General features: G+C 66.2%; 14 protein-coding genes. 4 read left to right on the top strand and 10 right to left on the bottom strand.

What is annotated here, in order from left to right; genetic code table 11:
• Positions 1 to 42: 42 nt before the first annotated feature.
• Complete coding sequence (locus MTR65_RS07260) at positions 43 to 999, bottom strand: NAD(P)-dependent oxidoreductase (RefSeq protein ID WP_243798624.1); 957 nt, start codon at positions 997 to 999, stop codon at positions 43 to 45.
• A 251-nt stretch (positions 1000 to 1250) separates the two neighbouring features.
• Here MTR65_RS07260 and MTR65_RS07255 point away from each other — a divergent pair, with 251 nt between their 5' ends.
• The 3 genes from MTR65_RS07255 (at position 1251) to MTR65_RS07245 (ending at position 3870) form a co-directional block, all read left to right on the top strand.
• On the top strand, positions 1251 to 2039 hold the full coding sequence (locus MTR65_RS07255) for a class II aldolase/adducin family protein (protein ID WP_226632844.1): 789 nt from the start codon (positions 1251 to 1253) through the stop codon (positions 2037 to 2039).
• A 488-nt stretch (positions 2040 to 2527) separates the two neighbouring features.
• Positions 2528 to 2743: a hypothetical protein gene (locus MTR65_RS07250; RefSeq protein WP_243798622.1), complete on the top strand. Its 216-nt coding sequence runs from the start codon at positions 2528 to 2530 to the stop codon at positions 2741 to 2743.
• Positions 2744 to 2946: 203 nt separating this feature from the next.
• Positions 2947 to 3870 carry a hypothetical protein gene (locus MTR65_RS07245; RefSeq protein ID WP_226632848.1) on the top strand — a complete coding sequence of 308 codons (924 nt, stop codon included), beginning with the start codon at positions 2947 to 2949 and terminating at the stop codon, positions 3868 to 3870.
• An 81-nt stretch (positions 3871 to 3951) separates the two neighbouring features.
• On the opposite strand, the gene MTR65_RS07240 is transcribed toward MTR65_RS07245, so the two are convergent.
• The 4 genes from MTR65_RS07240 to MTR65_RS07225 form a co-directional block, all read right to left on the bottom strand.
• Complete coding sequence (locus tag MTR65_RS07240; protein WP_243798620.1) at positions 3952 to 9738, bottom strand: beta strand repeat-containing protein; 5787 nt, start codon at positions 9736 to 9738, stop codon at positions 3952 to 3954.
• Between the two features lie 512 nt (positions 9739 to 10250).
• Complete coding sequence (locus tag MTR65_RS07235) at positions 10251 to 10646, bottom strand: c-type cytochrome (RefSeq protein WP_243798618.1); 396 nt, start codon at positions 10644 to 10646, stop codon at positions 10251 to 10253.
• Between the two features lie 5 nt (positions 10647 to 10651).
• Complete coding sequence (locus MTR65_RS07230; protein ID WP_243798616.1) at positions 10652 to 12268, bottom strand: FAD-binding oxidoreductase; 1617 nt, start codon at positions 12266 to 12268, stop codon at positions 10652 to 10654.
• Positions 12265 to 12672 carry a hypothetical protein gene (locus tag MTR65_RS07225; RefSeq protein WP_243798614.1) on the bottom strand — a complete coding sequence of 136 codons (408 nt, stop codon included), beginning with the start codon at positions 12670 to 12672 and terminating at the stop codon, positions 12265 to 12267. Before MTR65_RS07225 ends, MTR65_RS07230 begins: the two co-directional genes overlap by 4 nt.
• A gap of 125 nt (positions 12673 to 12797) precedes the next feature.
• Between MTR65_RS07225 and MTR65_RS07220 the strand changes: the two genes are divergently transcribed.
• Complete coding sequence (locus MTR65_RS07220) at positions 12798 to 13436, top strand: TetR/AcrR family transcriptional regulator (RefSeq protein WP_243798612.1); 639 nt, start codon at positions 12798 to 12800, stop codon at positions 13434 to 13436.
• An 11-nt stretch (positions 13437 to 13447) separates the two neighbouring features.
• Here MTR65_RS07220 and MTR65_RS07215 read toward each other — a convergent pair whose 3' ends face one another.
• The 5 genes from MTR65_RS07215 to MTR65_RS07195 form a co-directional block, all read right to left on the bottom strand.
• Complete coding sequence (locus MTR65_RS07215) at positions 13448 to 14125, bottom strand: hypothetical protein (protein ID WP_243798610.1); 678 nt, start codon at positions 14123 to 14125, stop codon at positions 13448 to 13450.
• A gap of 107 nt (positions 14126 to 14232) precedes the next feature.
• The gene (locus tag MTR65_RS07210) at positions 14233 to 15711 is read right to left on the bottom strand and encodes a TolC family protein (RefSeq protein WP_243798608.1); all 1479 of its coding nucleotides are present in this window, start codon (positions 15709 to 15711) and stop codon (positions 14233 to 14235) included.
• A gap of 2 nt (positions 15712 to 15713) precedes the next feature.
• Positions 15714 to 16778, bottom strand: a complete 1065-nt coding sequence (locus tag MTR65_RS07205) for an HlyD family secretion protein (protein WP_243798606.1) — start codon at positions 16776 to 16778, stop codon at positions 15714 to 15716.
• Positions 16775 to 18457, bottom strand: coding sequence for an ATP-binding cassette domain-containing protein (locus MTR65_RS07200; RefSeq protein WP_243798604.1), 1683 nt, complete (start codon positions 18455 to 18457; stop codon positions 16775 to 16777). Before MTR65_RS07200 ends, MTR65_RS07205 begins: the two co-directional genes overlap by 4 nt.
• 232 nt (positions 18458 to 18689) lie before the next feature.
• A complete protein-coding gene (locus MTR65_RS07195) occupies positions 18690 to 21689 on the bottom strand; it encodes a TonB-dependent receptor domain-containing protein (RefSeq protein WP_243798602.1) in 3000 nt (999 codons plus the stop codon).
• Between the last annotated feature and the right edge of the window lie 17 nt (positions 21690 to 21706).

Here is a 21706-nt window from a genome sequence, read left to right as displayed (position 1 = left end):
TATACGCACGAATAATTTATGGGCAAGCCGCAGGCAGAGCCGTCAGTACCCTTGCGCACGGTCGACCGCGAGGCTGGGGCGCTGGCCCGCGAGGACGTCGCGCGCGGACTGGAGGGCCTGCTCGCACACGATGTGGGGCGTGGTGTCGCTGGCGATATGCGGGGTGATGCGGATGCGCGGGTCCGACCAGAATGCGTGCCCGGAGGGGAGCGGCTCGGTGGCAAAGACATCGAGGCTCGCGCCCTTGAGCTGACCGCCTTCGAGGGCGGCGGTGAAATCGGCTTCGTTGAGATGCTCGCCCCGTCCGATCTGGATCAGCCAGCAGCCGGGCGCGACCTTGTCGAACAGCGGGCGGGCAAGGATGCCGTGGGTCTCGGGCGTCAGTGGCAGGACGTTGATGAGGACGTCGGCGCCGCTCGCAGCCTCGCTGATCGCCCTTTCGCCGGTGCAATAGGTGACGCCCTCGATCGGGGTGGCGGGAGGCCTGCGGCAGGCGACCGAGACCGAGAAGCCGAGCACGGCGAGCGCGCGGGTGACGGCCGCCCCCATCGAACCGTGGCCCAGAACCGCGATCTTCAGGGCGTGGGGCGGGCGTAGGGGCAGCGGGTTCCAGGCGGCCTGGGCCTGGTCGGCGGCATAGGCGGGAAAATCGCGTTCGAGGTGCAGGACCTCGTGGGCGGCGAATCCGGCCATGAGTTCGGCCTGGTAGGGATCGCGCACGCGGCAGATCGCGATGTCTTCGCTGAGCCCGTCGTGCGCGAGCAGGTCGTCCACGCCCGCGCCCACCGACATCGCCATTTCAAGGTTGGGGTAGGGTGCGAAGGCGTCCGGGCCCGGCAGCCAGCACACGGCAAAGCGGATCGCGGCGGGGTCTTCTACCTCGTCCGGATTGAGCAGGCGCACGTCCTCGTGGACCCCCTCGAAGTCGAGCTTGTAGAAGGTCTTGAGGTCGAAGGTATCGCTCAGCAGAACACCGTGGATCGTTCCGGTGGGGGCCATGTTCTCTCGTCTCTCCTGACTTGCGCGCTGCGGTTGGGCGGGCCTGTTGGGGCCCGATAACGGGCGGTGCGGTGCCGGGGCATGACGCTCCACAGGCACCTTCGACTGGAATTCGCGTGCGTTCGATGCTAGTCGAGTTATACAAGCGTATATCAATGAGTAAACCCGAACCGGATGTTTCCCGGTGCGGGATCTTCGGCTCCCCGGCGCCACGCGCACGAATGGCATCATAGGCAAGGGACGGATATTCGATGGGACGAGAGACGCAGCAGTTGGAAAAGGCGCCGGGCTCGCAAGGCGCCGGCATGAGCGAGGCCGAGTGGCAGACCCGGGTCGAGCTTGCGGCCTGCTATCGCCTGGCCGCGCACTACCGCATGACCGACATCATCTACACGCACATCACCGCGCGCGTGCCGGGGGAGGACGGGCATTTCCTCATCAACCCCTATGGCCTGATGTGGGAGGAGATCACGGCCTCCTCGTTGGTGAAGGTCGATGTCGATGGCAATAAGGTTTCCGACAGCCCCTACCGCGTGAACCCAGCCGGCTTCACCATTCACAGCGCGGTCCACCGCGGGCGCCACGATGCGGCCTGGGTGATGCACACGCACACGCGCTCGGGCGTTGCGGTCTCGTGTCTTGCCGAGGGGCTGCTCCCGACCAACCAGATCGCCCTGCAGTTCTATGGCCGCATCGGTTACCACGATTTCGAGGGCATCGCGCTCGACCTCGACGAGCGCGAGCGGGTGGTCGCGAGCCTGGGCTCCAATGTCGCACTGATCCTGCGCAACCACGGCCTTCTCACCGTGGGAGCGAGCGCAGCGCATATGTTTTCCAAGATGTTCTATCTCGACAAGGCGTGCGAGATCCAGGAGTCGGCATTGGCGATGGGGCGGCCGCTGCAAAGCGTCGACGCGGCGATCGCGCAGCGGGTTGTCAGCCAGTACGATGAACTCGACCAGGACGACAGCGAGATCGGCCTTGAATGGAAGGCGCACCTGCGTCTGCTCGAGCGGCTCGACCCGGGCTATCGCAGCTGATCGCGCAGGTGAAAGTGGCGAAAATTCGCGGTTTGGTCAGGCGGACAGGAAAGGGGGGAATGCGCTTGACAAGGCCGGGGAGCCTACATAGCCTCAAGTTGAGTTTCGCAAAAAGAAACAAATTCTTTTATAAGAAATAGGCGCCTTTCGCTCAGGTCGCGTGGCGACTTGTGGCGTCGGGAGAGGGCGGCAGCATTTAATGGAGCGCATGTCTATCTGGGCATTGCTCGGCTGTTCTGCTGTTTGGGTACAGTGGTGGTTCTGTCGTACCAACAAGAACTATAATCAGGCTCGCTGCATGTGCTTTGGCACGGCGGGCGCTATGTTCTGACGCGAGGCCCGAAGGCCTGTGCGTGTCAGGCTAACGCAAGTCCGGCCCGTGCTGGCCGTCGGGGCGTATCCGTCCGGCAATCCGTGTCTTTCCCATGGTTTGCCATCGCGCGGACGCCGACGTGCCACCGTTCCTACGGCCGGTAAGGAGCAAAGAAATGCAACGTTCGCTTACTCTTGACTGCAACGGTCTTCCTCACGCGCCGACGGTGCTGCGCATCAAGCAGGCGCTGGTCGGCAAGAAGGCCGGGAGCAGCCGTGTCGGTGTCCTCGTCGGCGCGGATTGCGATCACGCGCGGATTACCGGATCGCTGGGCAAGCTGGCCAGCCGCATCGAACTCCTCTCCGGTCCGGCCCCCAAGGCGCTCGACTGACGCTTCGTCGATTCGATTTCGAGATTTCCCGGGCATCGATTCGCGATGCCCGGCAGTACGCTGCGGGAGGCAAGGCCCGCGGCACAGCGGCTTGCGACCCGTCCAGGGCACGCCACGAGCGAGCGGCCCGGGCGCCGAGTGCAGGCCCTGAAACGGCAGAGCGCCCGCACAGGGGCCGGCAATGCTGATACAAAGGAATGAAAATGTCTGACGCAGATGGCTCCAAGGTCATTTCACGCCACGACGATCCCTCCGCGACGACCGAACGTCCCGGGTACGCGTTCGATCCCACCGATCCCTGGACGATCACGTTCCAGCAAGGCCTCAAGGCCGCCGGCCTTGAAGGCAAGGCTGTCTACGAAGTTGGCGTCGGAACCGGCACCAACGTGGCCTTCGTGCTGCGCCATTGCGGGGCCAAGGTGTTCTACGGCAGCGACCTCGATCCGCGCCTGGTGGAACTGGCCAAGCGCAACGTCGCCAACCTCGCGCCCGAGCGCGCCGACAGCTTCCAGCCCGTCGAGGGCGCGGTCAGTCTGATCGATACCGACGAGGCCCGCGCCAAGATTGCCAAGACCGACGTCGTGATCGGCTGTCTGCCGCAGGTGGGAGACCCCAATGACGAGCGTTTCGCGGCCTTTCGGGCCGAGCACGCGGTCGATCTGCCGCAGGGTGCCGACGACGAGGCCCAGGACCACATCGCCCATTATTACCCTTGGGCGATGTTTGACGAGTATCCCTACAACTCGGTGGGCCTGGGGCTGAACGAGGCCCTGCTGCGCCGCATCAAGGAGCAGGCGCCCAAGGCCGACGTGGTCATGAATTTCGGCTGCCGCATCGGCAGCGATCTCATCTTCGAGATGTTCCGTGCCAATGGGTATGAGCCCGAGAAGCTGGCCTCGCAGCTTGTCCTGCAGCATGCGGGAACCGACATCTCCTTCTTCGTGACGCTGGAAGGCGCCTTGACCGGCACCGATCTGGAGGGTGAGTTCGTCTGCCGCTTCTTCGCCGATCCGCTGGGCCACGAACCTCTCTCGGCCCGTGCGGCACAGGCGCTGCTGGACAAGGATCCCAACGTCCCGCTCTACCACGAAGTGGCCGTGATCCGGGGCACCCCCAAGGCGGATTGAGCCTGCCGCAGGCGCATTGCCGATACCAGTGCAAACGGGCGCAAGGACCTGGTCCTTGCGCCCGTTTGTGGTGTAAGAGAGTCAGAGGATGAGGATGTCCGCCTCGGACAGCGTGGTGACACCGTCGAGGAGCGCGATCTGCTGCGCTTCCCCTGCACCGCTGCCATCGGCATCGTAGTAGAGCTTGCCCGAGCCGGCATCGAAGATGAGGAAATCGTCGGCCTCGATCGCCTCGGTTCCCATCACGATTTCGCCCGCCTCGACCGCGAGTCCGAGCGCTGTGAAGACCGTGCCTTCCAGGGCGATGACATCGCCGTCCAGCGCATCAAAATCCTTGATCTTGTCGTAGGTCGTGGCATCGGCGGGCATGTTGGCAAGGACGAACATGTCCGCTCCGGCGCCCCCGGTCAGGATGTTGCGGCCCGCATTCCCGATGAGCACGTCATCGCCCGCGCCGCCATCGAGAATGTCGACCTCATCCCCTCCGATCAGGGTGTCGTTCCCTCCTTCACCATAGAGCTTGTCGCGCCCGTCGCCACCGGCAAGGACGTTGGCGCCGCCATTGCCGGTGATCTTGTTGTCGAGAGCGTTGCCGGTGGCGTCGAGATTGCCTGTCCCTGCAAGTTCGAGGTTCTCGACATGGGCGAAGAGCCCGGTGATCGAGATCTCGCTCACCACCGTGTCGGTCGTACCGCCCGAGGCGTCCTCGATGACGGTATCGCCAAGGGCATCCACATAGTAGGTGTCGTTGTCGGCGCCGCCATGCATCTCGTCGTCGCCCGATCCGCCGTTGAGCCGATCCTTGCCGTCTCCGCCGAAGAGCACGTCGTTGCCATCGAGGCCAAAGAGCTTGTCGTTGTCGCCAAACCCATTGAGGACATCGCGCCCGGACGTGCCGTCAAGGTTGTCGCGCCCGCTGGTTCCATCGATGATGGTGAAAGCCGAACCGACCGAGATGTCGAAGCTGGCCTGCGCGCGCGATCCGTCGGCCGAAAGAGCCTCGACAGTGATCGCACGGGTCACAGGTCCGCTGGTGTCGAAACCGGCGCCCACGGTTACGACCCCGGTCAGGGCGTCGATGGCAAAGTCGTCCCCGCCTGCAAGGAGCGTGTAGGTGACTGCATTGAGAGTGGCGTCGCTATCCAGAGCGCTCACCGTGATCCCGGTATAGTCCCCTTCGGAAGGTGCGGCGCCGACAAGGTTCTCGCCTGCATCGCTGTCCACGGGCGCGGTGACCGCGAACTCGTTCACGTCCGCGACCTGAATTTCGAACGTGGTATCCGCGTGTGATCCGTCGTCGGACGTCGCGCGGACGGTGATGAAGCGGCTGGCACCGTCCTCGCGATCGACGCTGCCCGCGACGAGGACTTCGCCGGTGGTCGCCGAGACGAGGAAGCGCCCGCCGTCATCGTCGAGGAGCGAGTAGGCGACCCCGTTGGTCGTGGCGTCGGCATCCTGCGCGCTGACGTGGATGCCTGTCGCGCTGCCCAGCCCGGCGTTCTCGGTCACCAGGCCGCCCGGAGCGCCGAGGGTGTCGAAGGGTGCGGAGACGTCGAACTCGTCGTCATCCGCGATGGCGATGGTGAACGTGCGGACCTCATGGCTACCGTCGCTGGAGGTGGCGCGCACGGTGACATCGAGGCTGGCCGCACTCTCGCGATCGATGAGGGCGCCGTCAGCCACCGAGAGGACGCCGCTGTCCGATGCGATCGTGAACGCGCCGCCCGCATCGTCATCAAGGCTGTAGGTGACGGTGTCGGCAAGGTCCGGGTCGCTGGCGAAGGCGGTGAGGCCGACGAATGTCCCTGCGGCGGCGCCTTCCAGAACGTGGTCGGGAGCCGTATCGGTGTCACTGATCGCCGAGATCGCGGTGTCGCTGGTGTCGGTCACAGCAATGGTGAAGTTCGCTTGCGAGGACGTGCCGTCGCTCGAGGTCGCGGCCACCGTGATCGCGCGGGAGGCGCCGCCCGCGCCCTCGCGGTCGAGTGTGAGGGCGGTGGTGACGACCCCGCTCGCCGCGTCGATCACGAAGGCCCCGTCGGCATCGTCGAGCAGGCTGTAATTCACCCAGTTGGCGGTGTCGGGATCGATGGCTCTTGCGGTGATGCCCGTGGCGGCACCGGCGGCGAGCCCCTCGGCGACGGCGTTGATCGCGCCATCAATGTCGCCCACCGGGCCGACGGGGTCGGCCACGCCCAGGATGGTGACGGTGACGAAGCCGACATCGCTGGAACTGGCGCCATCGGAAAGCAGGTAGGCGATGTTGACCGCGCTGGTTTCGCCCGCATCAAGGTAGGCATAGGCCGCCGTCAGGTCGAGTTCGAGCGCATCGCCCGCGCCGGTCACGGACAGCGTGCCGTCCCCTGCGGTGAGACCCGCCCCGATGATCATGCCGGTGCCCATGTCGTTGCCGAGCACGTCAAGGACGTGCAGGTCACCCGCGGTGACGGCGAAGATGTCGTCGTTCGCAACCAGCGGCTCGGCAGGAACGAAGCCGAGTGTTTCGATGCTGGTCGCCTCGGTCACGGCGCCATCGGCGTGGCGGGTGATGCGGAAATGGTCGAGGCCAAGGACGAGGATGGCGTAGTCCGCAGCCGTTCCGGCGAGCAGCAAGGTGTCCTGTCCGGCGCCGCCGTTGACGGTGTCCAGGCCTGCGCTGAAGCGGATGATGTCGCGTCCGCCGCCGGCCTGGATGATATCGTCGCCATCGCCGCCATCGAGCAGATCGCCGCCGCCGCCACCTTCCAGCGTATCGTTGCCCGCGCCGCCGGAGAGGTCATCGCCGCCATTGCCGCCGACGAGGCTGTCATCGCCGCCATTGCCGGAAAGGACATCTTCGCCGTCGCTGCCCGCAAGGACATCATCGCCCGGCGAGCCATTGACAAGATAGGACGTGGAGGATGCATCGGACGCGATGTTGAGGTTCAGCACGTTGCCGGCAAAGCTGTTGGGTGCGCCGGTGTCTTCGGAATGCGCGGTCTCGAAGGCCCCCTCCTGCGTCAGGGCCCAGCCGGTCCCGGTGAGGCTGTTCCCGGTGATTGCGGAGGCTTCGGTATCGTAGAGGTAGATGCCGACCGAACCCGAGGTGGAGGGTGCGGTGAGCGTATTGCCGGTGATATCGACTACTCCCGCATCGTAGGCCAGGATCCCCGTCGCGCTCCAGGTGCCGGGCGTATAGGCGAAGCCCGAGATGGTGTTGCCGGACAAGGTGGCGTCGGCATCACTGACCAGAACGATGCCGTTCTGGGCGATCAGGTCGGTAGCTCCCGCGCCCGAGATCTGCGAGCCCGTTACCGAGAGATGGAGGCCTTCGCCGCGCGCGTCGATGGCGTTTTTCTGGATGTCGAGGAGCGTCGCATCGACGACCGCAACGCTGTGGGAGGCGCCTGCGGTGCTGCGCGCCAGCACGCCGTAGCCATGTTGCGCGCCGCTCAGCACGCTGTCGCGCATGCCGGAGATCGTGCCGTCGATATAGGCGCCATCGGCATCGAGGAAGGCGATGGCGGCGAACGTCCCGCTGACAAAGCCGTTGCCTTGTCCGCGCCCTTCGATGTCGAGGCCAGTCACGACAAGATCCGCCCCGCTACCTGCGGTGATAAGGGCAAAGCTGCCGCCGTTGCTGGCAATCGCGGCGTGATCGGGCGCCTCCAGAGTGGCGCCGTCCGCGCCGGTGATGCGCAGGCTCTTGCCCTCCACCAGAACCTGCTCGCGGTAGGTGCCCGCGCTGACGAGGACTTCCTGGCCATTGCCTGCGGCATCGACGGCATCCTGGATCGTGGCGAAGGTGCCCAGAAGGGCCCCGGACCCGTCGACCAGTTGCACCGGATCGGTGAGGTCGAAGACGGTCGGCGTGGGCGTGCCGTAGCCGAAGGAGAGGATCTCGATCCCGCTCAGCACGTCGCTGCCGTCCTCGGGCGTGGTCACCCCGGTAAAGGCGGTGACGAAGCCAATGGCATCGGTGGTGACTGCAAGGCTGGCTGCACTTGCGGGTGCCCGGTAAAAGGCGGTGTCGGTGTCCTCGCCGCCGTCAAGCGTGTCCGCGCCCAGCCCCCCGAACAGCAGATCGTTGCCGCCAAGGCCGGTCAGGATGTCATCACCGCCCAGGTCTTCCGCCAGTTCGGAGGGGTAGCCCAGCGCGTCATTGGCTTCGGTGCCGGTCTGGACATCATCGGCGGCCAGACCGCGCACGAAGACGTCGAATTCGGTTGGGCTGGGAGAGGTGTTGGTGACGCTCAGCCCGGACAGGTCGAGCGTACTGGTGTCGACGCCGCTGCCGTCGTAGGCACCGGGTCGTCCTGGCGTTCCGGGCACAGTCCCGGTTTCGGCATTGGAGATGGGATCGATGAAGACCAGATAGCCCCAGCCGCTGGCGCCGGTGAGGCTGGAACCGGTGATCTCGAGGCCGGACAGGTCGGTGTAGCCCTGCACCATGAACTGGGGCTTGTCGTAGTCGCCGGTGACGTGGACGCCGTCGAGGACCACATGGCCAATAGGGCCGGTGACATCGTAACTCGCCTGGGTGAAGCCGGCGATCTGGATGGCGTTGTCCGCGCGCGGGGTGGTTCCGGCCGCGGCGCCGGTAATGGCGATGTCGCGCAAGGTGATATCGCCGGTGTACTGGAAGAAGACGATGTCGCCGGTGCCGTTGGACCCGCCAAGCGCGTTGCGCTCGAACTGCGAACCGGTGATCGCGATGGCCGCGACGGCGCCCGTGTCGTTGGCGTTGAAGCCGCTGCCCGACATGTTCGCGATATGGACGTTGGCGAGGTTGAGCCCGGCCAGTTGCGCGCTGGTGGCGACCGAGACGCCGACGGCGCCCCCATCGGCCGCGATGTTCGCAATGTCGAGCGTTCCGGACGCGGCGTCGGCCGTGACGAGGAGGGCCGTGCCCGCACCGGTGCCGATGGTGACGGCAGGTTCGCCTTCGCTCGTTTGCGCGCCGAGGAGACTGACGGCGGTGGCGACTACGAGATTTTCCGCATAGCTGCCTGCGGCGATGTCAATCGTGTCGCCATCCCCACTGGCATCGAGCGCGGCCTGGATCGACATGCCGGGGACAACATGGAAGAAGCCGTCATCGCTGCCGGTGGTTTCGATGAAGAGCGTGTCGCCCGCGATCTCGCTTGCGGCAATGGCGGCCTTGGCCTCGGCGATGCTGGCGTAGGCGCCCAGGATCGTGGTTCCGGCGAAGACCTGGACAGGGGCGGTGTCCACCGTTGCCAGCGAGAGGTCGTCGACGGCGATACCGTCCGCGACATCAATGAGCGTGAACCAGCCGTAGCGATTGCCGCCGTAGCTTGCCGCGAAGTCATCCTGGGGCGCGCCGAGCGTTTCGCTGAAGAGGAGGCTCTCGCCCGGGCCATAGACGTTCATCACGACTTCCAGAGTGCCACTGAGGCTTTCCTGGAAGACATGCTCGAAGGTGTACCAACCCGAGGAAGAGACCTCCAGGTGTGCGCCGTTCTCGAGGTCCTGGCGCGGGGCGGCACTGGAATTGTTGCTGACCCCCAGCAGCAGTGCGTCCGAACTGGTGTCCTGCGTGACGTGGAAGACGAAGTCGCGCAGATGCAGGCCATTCGCTCCGTTGGCGGCGACCGAATATTCGAAGCCTTCCCCGCTGGCCATGCCCGTGTCGAGGTAGATCGTGATGCGTGTCGCGAGGCCTGCGTCGTCTCCGGTGCGGTATCCGTCGAAACGGGTGAAGGCGGTTCCCTCCGTCGAGGGGCCGATGCGCAGGTGTGCGGAGCCCGAGGCCGAGGCGATGCCGTTGGAGAGTGAGGCCTCGTTGATGAGGTCAATGTCGCCGCCAAAGGTCAGGAAGGGGCCGGTGCCACTCTCGAAGTTCTCGAAGATGCGTGTGAGGGTCATGAGTACACCTCCCGGTTCATGTGTGCTCGGCTGGCCGTACAGGTCTGTCCGCCTTTGGCTTCTGTATCCATTTCCACCCTCCTCTTGGATCCGACCCGGATGCCCCGCCCGGTTCGGACACGCGCAGAGGCATTCCCCGACATGGCAGGGGTCGAAGACCTCCGTGTCGGGGGGGGGAGCTGTCTGTCGGTACGAACTATCTGAGCGTGGTGCCGAAGAAATACCCGGCATTGTTGGGTCGCTGCACGTTTAGTTTGCGAAATGACATGTCGTCAATTCGCGCAACTCTGCAGTGCCCGTGCAGAAGGTACCATTATGGCGTAACTATCCGTGAAAGTTGCAAGGGGCTTTTCGTAAGTGTGTGCTCCAATCGTCCAGGTTTATACCGTCCCGGCTTGGAACCTCTGTATACAATACGTCTGAATTGCGGGGGTGAGGGCGTTTTCGAGGGTGCGCGGGAGAAGTTCTGTCGCTCTCTCGGGATCGGAGCGAAAAGTGGGCGTGGTGGCGGGCTATTTCCTTACCGAGGCTGCGCTCGCCGCAAGGTAGGCGGCGATGGACCCGATATCGGCGTCGCTCACCTCGGTCTTGCGGAACATGGGCATCGGGCCTGAGCCATGGCGCACGAAGTAGAGGAGCGTTTCGGCGTCGAGGTCTTTGCGCTCCTCGAGGGCCCCGGGCAGGCTGCCCTGATAGCGCGCGGCAAGGGCCGCAGTGCCCGGGAGGTGGGCAGAGCCGTCGTCACCTGGGCCACGGCCGTGGCAGGCCGCGCAGTGGCGCGCGAAGACCGCCTTGCCACGCGCGACCTCTTGCTGGGCAGGCGGCGAGCCTTGCGCGGGCAGGGCGCTTGCCAGCGTGGCGAGCGCCAGCCCGGTGGTGGCGAGGAGCAGATGGGGGATCGTAGGCATCGCGTTCACCTTTTGCGAAAGCGTTGGGGCCAGATGCCGCCGCGTCCCGGCGCGATGATGCCGGCCGGATCGATCGCGTCCTTGAGTGTCTCGTGGAAGCGACGCAGCGCGTGGTTGTTGAAGGAATAGGTCTCGGACACCGCATCCTGGTAGATCGGGGCGGCGCGGTAGTCGCCCCAGCCATGCTCGGCGGCGACCTCGACAGCCCGGCGCATGGCCGTGTCGACCATCGCGTTGAAGGCCGGGTCGGCGCGCTTGACGGGCGGGGCAAAGACCATCTGAAAGGCGTGGGGGTGCCAGTGGAGCGGGGCGCTCGCCGCGTTGAAGTAGCTGGGCAGCTGGTCGAATTCATGCAGGGCATCGCCCATCACCCGCTGCATGCGAAAGACCTCTTCGCCCGAGCGCGCCAGTACTGGGAAGAAGCCCAGGTGCCCGTCCTCGCGCACGATCTTCCAGATGCCGAGCGAGGGAACGCCGAGCGCCCCGTGGCGGCGGATCGAACTGCGGTAGGGCTGGGCGACGTTGGCCAGTTGCTCCTTGGTGGCAGGGAGCGGGAAGTCTTCGCCCGCGATCACGGTCGCGGTGGGAATGGCGGACAGGATACGCTCGCGCGCGTGTGCGAAATTGGCGCGCGTCGTGGCCTCGGGGCCGAAGAACTGGAGGTCGACCTGCCAGGCGGGCAGTGCGGCCTCGCTGGCCGCGGCATCGAGTGCGGCGTCCGAGGCGCCGCCCTTCTTCGTGGCGAGGGCGGCGAAGGACGGATTGCCCATGAGCGCCATCAGCGGGCTGGCGTAGACCGGCTCGCCGCACAGCATCGCATCGCTCAGGATGTTGCACTGCTCGACCAGTTTCACGAAGTCGCGGCGGCGCGGCACGGTGACCAGCGCGGTGCGGTAGTGATCGGGCCGGGGATAGAGGCGAAAGCCCATCTTGGTGACGATGCCGAAGTTGCCTTGCGCGAAAAGGCCCGCGGGGTCGGGCCCGAAGCCATAGCGGTACTCCTGCCAGGTCTTCGCACCGGGCAGCGCGCCCATGCCGGTGCGCATGACCTCGCCATCGGGCAGCACGACTTCCATGCCGCAGCTGGCCCCAAAGTGGTCGCGAAAGGCGCCCATGGTGTAGCCGATGCCGCGCTCCAGGCTGTTGCCGATGGGCGAGCCCCAGCCCGGATCGGGGCAGTCGATCATGAGCTTGAGGCCGCGCTCTTCAATGGCGCGATAGAGATCGAAGTAGGAGACGCCGGGTTCGACCAGCGCAAAGGCGCGCGCCTCGTCGACTTCGAGCACCTTGTCCATGCGCTTCAGGTCCACGATCACGCTGCCGTGGACATTGGGCGAGGGACCGCCGTAACCGAAGTTCTTGCCGGTCGAAATCGGGAAGAGGGGGATGCCAAAGCGCCCCGCGATGCGCACGATGGCCGAGACCTGCGCGACGTCGGCGGGCGCGACGGCGGCCGAGGCGAGGCGCTCGCGCTGGGTGTCCCAGACTGGCGAGAAGCTGTCGCGGTAGGGCCCGAGATCCTCGTCCGAGGCGAACACCCAGTCCGCGCCTGCGGCCTGGCGCATCTCGGCCAGGGCCTCGGCGAAGCGGGTAGCGTCGAGATCGGGGGGCAGAACGCTCATGGATGGGCCTTTGTACTGGGATGGTGGGGAGCGATGCGCCAGCGCACGAGTTGCGGCAGGCGGGTGGTTTCGGGAGCGTAGCTGGCGCGCTCGACCACGCGTCGGCCCCGGCTCCAGGCCAATTGCTCGAGGACGAAAAGGGCATCGCGTCCGGTGAGGCCGGCCAGGCCGGTGCCCGGCTGGCGCCACAGCGGATCGACGAGGTCGCGCCACAGGTCCGTCACGTCGCCATCAATGGAGAAGGCGCGCAAGGCAGGCGCCATCGGCGCGCCCGCAAACGGATAGCGGCTGTCCGCAACCCACAGGTCGACCGGGCGGGTATCGGCCGCCAGTGCCCGAGCGGGCAGGCCCAGCGTGAGCGAGGCGCCTGCGCCCAGCTTGATCACATCGCGACGTTCCATCATCGCCTCTCTCCCATGGCGGCCCCGCCTTCTTGCGTGGGTCCTGAATTACACATATGTGTAAATAGGCTGCGGGCAGGCGTCAAGCCGCCGCTTCTTTCGGAGGCACGCCCTTGCTAGGAGAGACCATGTCCCAAGCCAGCGAACCTCCCACGCCCGCTCCCGGCGCAACCCCTGCCAAGCTTCTCCATGCGGCCGAGCAGATCGTGATCGAGGAAGGCGTCCATGCCCTGAGCGTACGGCATATCGCGGCGCGCGCCGGGGTGAACTCGGCGCTCATCCGCTACCATTTCGGCAATGTCGACGGGCTGCTGGCGCGCCTTGCACATCTCAACGCGGCCCGGATTGCGGACCGCCGCACAGAGCTTCTGGAGGCTTTGGTCGGGGCGGATTTCGAGGGCGCGGTGGACGCGCTGGTGGTCCCGCTCTGGGCGCCGGCGGCGCATGTGCCAGGGCAGCGGGCGATCGTGGTGCTGGACGAGATCTTCTCGCGCGCAGGCGGGGATCTGGGAAGCGAGGTCTGGGCGCTTTTCGCCGAGGGTGTGGAGAGGGTCAGTGCGGCCTTGCAGGCCTCGCTCGGCGGCGTGGACGAGGCGGCCCTGGCCTGGCGTATCCGGTTCGTGACGGCGGCCGCGCTCGACGTGCCACCGCGCGCCTCGCGGGTGGAGGCGCGCGCGAGTGAGGGCGCTTATGGCCGCGACGATCTGGTCGAACGGCTGGCGCGTTTCCGGGGCTTTGCGCAGCAGGCGCTGCGGGTCATCGACTAGGCAATCGGGTCTCAGCGGCCCTCGTGCAGCTCGACGAGTTCGTAGGCCGCACCGATCTGGTCCCAGGTCAGGCGCAGGAAGAGCGCGTCGGGACCATGGACCCAGAGCTGGGCGGGCTCCCACTCAGGATGCCAGCGCAGGGCGTAGCGGCGCGCGGCGAAGGTGCCGGCCGGAACGGTGACGCTCTCTTCGCCGAGGTAGGCGACGTCGATCGCGGTGGGCATCGCGTAGAGCCCCTCATCGCCTGCGGGCGCAACCGAGTTGGCAAGGCCGTGGACGGTGCGGAAGGTGCCCTTGTCGTCGGTCCCGCGCGACAGCGCCACGAGGGCATCGCCCACGAGCGGGTGCAGGCCGAGATAGCCAAGCTGCCCATCGAGCGGGACGCGCTGAGACATGCGGCCCGTCGCGGCGATCTCGCCCTCGCATTCAAGCTGGCCGTCTTCGCACAGGAAAAGGGTCGTGCCCGCGCGCGCGCCGTGCTTGACGACGCGGCAGAAGGCATCGCGCGGGCGCCCGTTTGCATCGAGGAGCATCGAGACATCGCGCGAGAGGCCGACATCGTCCATCTCGCAAAAGGCGCGCAAGGTCCGGCCCGCGTTTTCACCATGGTCGATCATCTCGAACCATTCGCGGCCAGTCTGCTCCTCGCCACTCAGGTAATCGATCCGGCCCTTGATGAACGTGCCCACGTGCTGTTTCCCTTCGCGCTACGGTGACGGGCGGTGTGGACGCACGTCCGGGCTCGCGCCAGCGCAGAGCGCAAAGAGTTCATGGAGCGGAACCTGACGTGCACGGCTCAGGGGATCGGGGACGGGCCCATGCCTGCCAGCCCCAGCGCCTCGCGGTCGGCGGTCGCGGCCGCGAGCTCGGCGTAGGCTGCGGCAATGCGCGCGCGCGCTTCGATCAGCTTGACCTCGGCGTCAGTCGCGGTCTCCTCGCGCTGGTTGACGAGGAAGAAGTCGCTCGATCCCAATTCGAAGCGGCGCCGCTCGGCCGAAGCCAGCTTGCGGGCCAGGTCGCGCTCGACCGAAGAGGTGTCGATCAGTTGCAGCGCGGTGTCGACGGCGATGGAAATGCCGGCGACTTCGGCCTGGATCTGCTCGCGCAGGTAGCGCTGCTTGATGCTGAGTTCGTCGATCTTGGCGTTGGTTTCGGCAAGCTTGCCCTTGGCCGCGCGGTTCTGGAGCGGGACCGAGAAGTGGACGCCCACGATCACTTCGGTCGGCGTGCGGCTGTAGCCGCCCAGACCTTCCGAGCCGATGTCCTTGGCGACCTCACCCTTGAGATCGAGGCGCGGGCGCAGGTTGTTCTCGGCCAGCGCAAGCTGGGTGCTGGCCTTGTCGATCTCCTCCATCAGGATCTGCACGTCGGGCCGTTCTTCCAGCGCGAAGTCGGTGCTCACCGTCATCGAATCGAAGGCATGGTCCTGTCCGGGCAGGCGTTCCTCGGGCACCACGACAGGATTGCCGTTGAGGTCGCGGTAGTAGAGCGAGAGCTGGTTGGCCGCGCCCCGGAAGTCCCGCTCGGCCTGCACCACCAGCGCGCGGCGCTTGACGAGGTTCTGCTCGTTCTCGGTCAGCAGGATTTCAGGCCGCGCGCCCAGTTCGACCTGGCGCGTGATGGCGCGGCTGCGGGTCTGGGCAAGGTCGAGGAGGGCCTCATAGGCGCGCAGCTTGAGCCCGGCGGCGACCCACTTCTGGTAGGCCGAGACCGCGCGGCTCTGCACGCCGATGGCGGTAGCTTCGGCCTCGAAGCGGGCGATGTCGATGTCGTTGTCGGCAAGCCGCGTCTTGGATCGCCGTGAATCGATCAGACGGTCGCGTAGCAGCGAGTAGAGCGCACCGACCTTCAGTTCGCCCGCGCGGTTGGTGTAGGCCTTGTCCTCGTAGATCGGGAACTCGCCGCGCGAATTGCGGTAGGAGCCATAGACGTAGCCGCCGTTGTCGAGCAGCGGCTGTTTGGCCTCGCCCGTGATCGAGGTGCCGTCGTAATAGCCTTCCACGCGGCTGCGCCCATCGACCGAGAAGACGAGATCGAAGGCGCCCTCGGCCGAGAGCGCGCGGGCCTCGGCTTGCCGGGTGCGATTGAGCGCGGCGATGATCTGCGGGGCCGAACGGGCCGAGGCGCGCAGCACCTCGTTGAGGGTGAGCACGGGCATCGCCGCAGGCGCCGCGGCTTCCTGGTCAGGGCCCGAGGTGGCGCTCTGGGCCCAGGCAGGCACGGGGGTTACAAGGGCGGTGGTCAGGAGCGCGGCCAGCGCAAGTCCGGGGCGCATGATCACTTCTTGTCGCTGCTCTCGGCGGAGGCCTTGGGCGCGGCCGCGTAGGGCACGGCTTCCTTCTCCTGTCCGAAGTTGAGCGGGAAGTCGTTGACCTGACGCCACAGCTCGTAGCCCACCGTCACGCGGTCACCCTGGACCCAGCCCAGGACCTTGCTGCCCTGGCGTACGAAGCGGCGGTCGGGCCAGGCGGGGGCGTCGGGCAGGGGCTCAACCAGGACGCGGAACAGGCCGTCGCCGCGCGGGGTGGGATCAACCGAGCGGACCTGTCCGTCGTAGATGCCCAGCGCAAACCAGGGCCAGCCACTGAACTGGATCACCGGGAAGCCTTCGAATTCAAGGCGGACACGGCGGCCCGGCTCGACCATCGGGATATCGCGCCCGTCGACATAGAGTTCGACCGCGCGCTCGATCTGTTCGGGCGCGATGGAGGCGAGAGTCGTGCCCGAAGAGATGAGCGCGCCCAGCGCCTGGCCGTTCAGCTGCTGGATGCGGCCACTGCGCGGTGCGGGCACGACCTGTGCGGACTGGCGGTTGAGCTGGACCTCGATCTGCTTGAGCTTGGCACGCGCCTCGGCAAGCTTGGCCTCGGCGTCGGCGACCTTGATCTGGGTCTGCTCGAAATCGCGCCGGGCAGCCAGGCCTTCGTCGTAAAGCTGGCGGGTGCGCCGCACGTCGATCGAGGCGACGGCGCGCGATTGTTCGATGGCCTGGATCTGCGCTTCGACCTGCGCTTTCTCGGCGGAGAGGCGGGTGAGGTATTCGGGGTCGACATCGACCACGCGCACCACCGGGTCGCCGGCTTCGACGTAGTCGCCGTCATGGACGAAGAACGTGTCGACCCGGCCGCTGACAAGCGAGGAAACCTGGCGCGGACGGTCGTCAGGGTCGAGCGCGGTGACTTGTCCTGGCCCTTGTGCGGTCTGCTGCCAGGGCACGAAGAGAATGGCGACGGAGAGGACAAGCCCCATCGCAATGAGCCAGGCGACGACCTTGACCACGCGCGGCGGCTTCAGGCTCGTGAGCGAGGGAAAGTGCGCGATCTGCGCCTTGTCGAGAGTCACGAGCGGACCTCCTGCGCGGCCACGTGGTGGGTCAGCCCCTGCCGTGTGTCGAAGCGCCTCTGCTCGTTCGCGCCCATCCAGTAGTAGGCATCCGGAGTGATTGCCTCGGGGCGGCCGGTGAAGAAGAGTACGGTGGTCTCTTCCTTGCGCAGCGCCTCCAGCGAAGCCTTGAGCCGTTCGGTAGGCATCATGTCGTAAAGCTGGGAGAGCAGCAGCACGCGCGGCGCGCTGAGCAGCGCGTTGGCAAGCTTGAGCTGCATGACCTCGACCGTGGTGAGCGGCGAGCCGGAACCGGCAAGCTGGGTGTCGAGGCCCTTGGGCAGGCTCGAGATACGGGTGCTGAGGCCCACGGTTTCGAGGACGCGCATCATCGCCGCCCCGTCGATCCCCTGGGGTTGGGCGAGGGCGAGGTATTCGCGGATGGTGACCTCGACGATGCTCGAGCGGTTGAGCACGGTCACCGCCGAGCGCAGCAGGTACATGTCGAAGGTGCCCATCTCGCTGCCGCCGATGGAGATAAGGCCGCGCGCAGGATGGGCGTGGCGCTTCAGGAGCATGGCGATGTGGTTCTCGACATCGGGCGCGGCGACGGCGATGACCTGCGCGCCGGCTTCCAGCGCGAAGTCGAGCTTCGTCCCCTGGATTTCCACGTTGCGCATCTGGACCGCGCCATCGCTCGGCGCGGTTCCGCTGCGGTCGATGCGCTCCTGGGGGATCGCGAAGATCAGCGAGAGTTCCTCGGAACTCGCTACCAGATCGTAGAAAGTGTCGAGGTACCAGCCCAGCTGGTAGATGCCGTAGAAGACGCCCGAGAGGATCAGCTCGGCCGCGACAAGCTGGCCGATCGAGAGCTGCCCCGCGAGGATCAGGTTGCCGCCCATGGCGAGAAGCGCGGCGCCCGCGACGGCATAGACGAGGAAGAAGCCCAGCGTCTGCGCGAAGCTGTAGCGAAAGTACTTCTTGTGCGCTCGGATGTAGTCCGCGGTGACCGCCTCGGAGCGGTCCATCGCGAAGTTGAGGTGGCGCGCGGACTTGTAGAAGCCGTTCGAGGCGCCCACCGTCTCCAGCCAGTGCGCGGCGTTGTGCTTGGCGTGGCTGACGCCGACCGCGCCCGTGATCGCACCGCGCCGCCAGAGCAGCCAGATGCCGCCGCAGGCCAGCACCAGGACCAGGTTGAAGGCCAGGAAGAAGGGGTGGTAGAAGCTCGTCACCATCAGCCCCACCGCGCCCTGCAGGACGATGGTGAAGGCGCCGATCACCAGGCTGGGCACCGACTTCTGCACGATGGCCAGGTCGAAGTAGCGGTTGAACAGGTGGCCGCGGTTCTCATCGGCAAAGAACGGGTTCTGCGCATGGACCGCGCGCACCGTGATCTCGGCCACGATGCGGGCAAAGATGCGCCGCTCGAAGATGGCAAGGAGGTAGATGCGCAAGGCGCTGAGGCCCGCCACGATCAGCAGCAGCGCGAACAGAACGCCCGAGAGAATCCACAAGGGCGCGACAAGCGCCGTGCGCGCCACGCTGTTGATGAGAAGCTGGACCGAGATCGGCGTGGCCAGCGAAAGCAGGCTGATCGCAACGGTGTATACAATCCCGACATTCACATAGCCCGAATCCGGGCCGACAATCTCCGAAAGCCACACCGCGGCCTGCCGGAACCCCAAACGCTCAGCTACCAAAATTCAATCCTCTTCGAGGGTCCGCATTTGGCGCGGAGTCTATCCCCGGGCCGCGATGAATCCAACCGGGAAAGAGAGGCAGCAAAAGAACATTACGTTCGGCAAGGATCCGGCAGTGGGCGCCGGGTCCGAAGGGATGCGGACAGCCGCCGGAAAGGTACACTTTCCGGCGGCTGTGTTTATTTGAATGGGCGCAAGTTGCGCCCGGGAGGGCTCAGGTCGAAGCGCGCATTCAGAAGCTCGCCTGGATCGATGTGTAGAAGAAGCGGCCTTCCGCGCTCGCCAGGCTCGCATCGTAGCCGTAGGTCGCATCGAGGAAGGGCGGCTTGGAATCGAGCAGGTTGCGCACACCAAAGCGCACGCGGCTGCCCGAAAGGGCCCCCTCCTGAAAGGTGTGCTGGAGGTAGGCGTTCATGGTGAACCAGTCGTCGACCTTCCAGTACGCGTTGGTCTCGTCCTGCACGACGCCGGTGTCGTAGTAGGAGCCGACGTAGCGTCCGAACAGGCCTGCGGCCCAGCCGTCCTTCTTCCAGGTCAGCGTGCCCGAGGCCTGCCACTTGGGCCGCCCGTCGCGCTCGATGAGATCACCCACGGCCTCGAGCGGGACTTCGGCGCCCAGCACCGATTGGATCTGCTGCGCCTGGGGTGAAAGGCCCTGATACGCCTTGTCGAGATAGGAGGCGTTGAACTTGATGTCGAAGCTGCCGATCGGGGTCTCGGGCGGCTGATAGTAGAGCCCGAAGTCGATGCCCGCACTGGTGCGCGTGTCGAGGTTGGTGAAGATGTCGTCGATCTGGACCATTTCGCCCAGGGGATCGAGCCCGCTGCCCTGGTAGAAGGCGATGTCATCGGCGGTGGGATCGGCGCGGTGGACGCCCGAGAGGCCGCCATTGCCCTGAAGGCGCGAGACATAGTCGAGCGCGGCGATGTTCTCCGCGCCAAAGATGCCGACGAGGTTGCGCTGCTTGATGTGCCAGTAGTCGACCGTCAGGGTCCAGCGCGGGGCCGGTGTGAAGACCGCGCCGATCGAGTAGCTGGCGTTCTTCTCCGGCTTCAGCTGGGTGTTGCCGAAGCGGCGTTCTTCCACGCGGTCGTTGCCCGCGCACGCGCCCAGGCTTGCGATGTCGCCCTTGTTCACGCTCGCCTGGCAGGCGTAGTAGTCGATCACCGTGCTGACGCGGGTGGTGACGTCGGTGTTGAGCTGTTCGAGGTTCGGCGCGCGGAAGCCCTCGGCATACGAGCCGCGGATCTGCAGCTGGTCGAAGGGATACCAGGATGCCGCGAACTTGGGACGGAACACGCTGCCCACGTCCGAATAGTGCTCGAAGCGGCCTGCCAGCTGAAGGTTGAACGCGCGCACCAGCGGCACGTCCATGTCGCGGCTGACGAGCGGGACGGCGAGTTCGGTGAAGGCCGAATAGACGTTGCGCGACCCGCTGGCATCGCCCGCCACGCTCGAGCCCATGATGTCGGACTGGTTGATCATCTCGCCGGTGACCGCATCGATGAAGTTGGTGGTTCCGTCGAGCCGGTCGTCGTAGTCCTCACTGAAGCTGGTGCGGCGCCATTCCACGCCAAGCGCAATCCCGACATCACCGCCCGGAAGCGAGAGCAGGCTGCCGTTGGAGACCTTGAAGTCGGCAAGAGCCAGCGTGGTCTTGGCGTAGCGCGAAACGTCGACGAGGAAGCTGTCGATGGTTTCGGGCGAATTGACGCTGGCATCGCCCCAGTTGGGGTTGGCGAGGTTACCGCCGTTGAACGGGTTGTATCCGCTCGCATCGGTGCGGTTGAGCGCCTGGCTGAACAGCGTGTTGGAGATGCGGTCGAAGGTCACGTCCTTGGTCGTGGCCTCGGAATAGAGCCCGGCGGTGTCCCAGTCCCAGTTGCCCCAGGCGCCGCGGAAGCCTCCCAGCAGGCGGAAGCTGTCGTTGTCGACGCGGATGTGGCGAAGGCCTGCATCGACCACGCGGTAGTTGGTCAGCGTGAGGTCGACGCCCTCTTCGGGAATGTCGAAGCCCGACACGCGGTTGGGGTTGCCGACCGCGCCCAGCGGGTTCCAATAGGCATCGCGCGAGATGTTGAAGCGGGCCGAGCTCAGGATCGAGCTCTCGCCGCGGTACTCATCGGTGCGCGCGCGGTAGTAGCTGAGTTCGGAATAGAACTCGAAGTCGCCGAAGTCGTGGGTGATGAAGGCAAAGGCGTTGCCGCGCTTGATCCCCGGCGACATCGTGCGCGAGGAATTGATGTCATAGCGCAGATCGCGCTGGAGGCTGCCATCGGCAATGCACAGGCCGTCCGACAGGGCGCCGCTGCACCCGGACATGGAGCCGGGCTGGATGTGGAACACGCCGCCCGAACTGGTGAGGCCGGGCACCGCGTTCGCGGCGGTGAACTGGCCCCAGGGCGTGCTGCTGGAACGGTTGTCGAAGCTGAGGTCGCCGGCAAAGGGCGTGTCGGCCACGAAATCCCGCCGGTCGCTGGCGCCCGCATAGTCAAGCTCGCTCGCCCAGACCTTGGTGGCCTCGTAGTAGCTGAGCGCCAGAGAGAGGTGGGTGCGCCCCTCGTTGAAGGTCCAGCCACCCTGGAGGTCGGCGGAGTACTTCATCTTGTCGGTGTTCTCGGCAAAGCCCAGCTCGCCACCCACGCGCAGGCCCTCGAAGCTGTCGTCGAGGACAGTGTTGATGACGCCCGCCACCGCGTCCGAGCCGTAGATCGCCGAGGCGCCGTCGTGGAGCACTTCCATGCGCTTGATCCCGCGCACGGGCAGGGTGTTCATGTTGACGGTCGAGACCGGAACCGAATCCTCGGTCTGCGTGCCCGGGTGCTGGACGAGGCGGCGGCCGTTCAGGAGGACCAGCGTGTTGCCCGAACCGATCGAGCGCAGGTTCACCGAGGCGACGTCGCCGCGCGCCGAGTGGACGCCGCCCGAGACCGTGTCGGTGCCGTTGAAATTCATCGTGCCGTTGGCGGGCAGGGCCTGCAGCAGGTCGGCCGCCGAGGTCGGTGCAATCGCGCTGATGTCATCGTCGCTCACCACCGAGACCGGCAGTTCGCCTGCGGTCTTGAGGTTCTTGATCTGCGAGCCGACGACGACGATCTCGTTGGCGATTGCATCGTCCGGGGCCGGTGCAGGAATGGTGTCCTGCGCGTGAGCGGCCAGCGGAAGTGCGGCAAGGCCACTGGTGATGAGCAGGCCGGCGCGCAGCCGGTGTGAACGTGCAGACAAGAGCATGGTCTATCCCCCTGGAT

The organism is Novosphingobium mangrovi, assembly GCF_022818885.1.
Classification (GTDB): Bacteria; Pseudomonadota; Alphaproteobacteria; order Sphingomonadales; family Sphingomonadaceae; genus Novosphingobium; species Novosphingobium mangrovi.
Note: the sequence above shows the minus strand (reverse complement) of the source record. Positions and strands in the feature narration are given on the sequence as shown.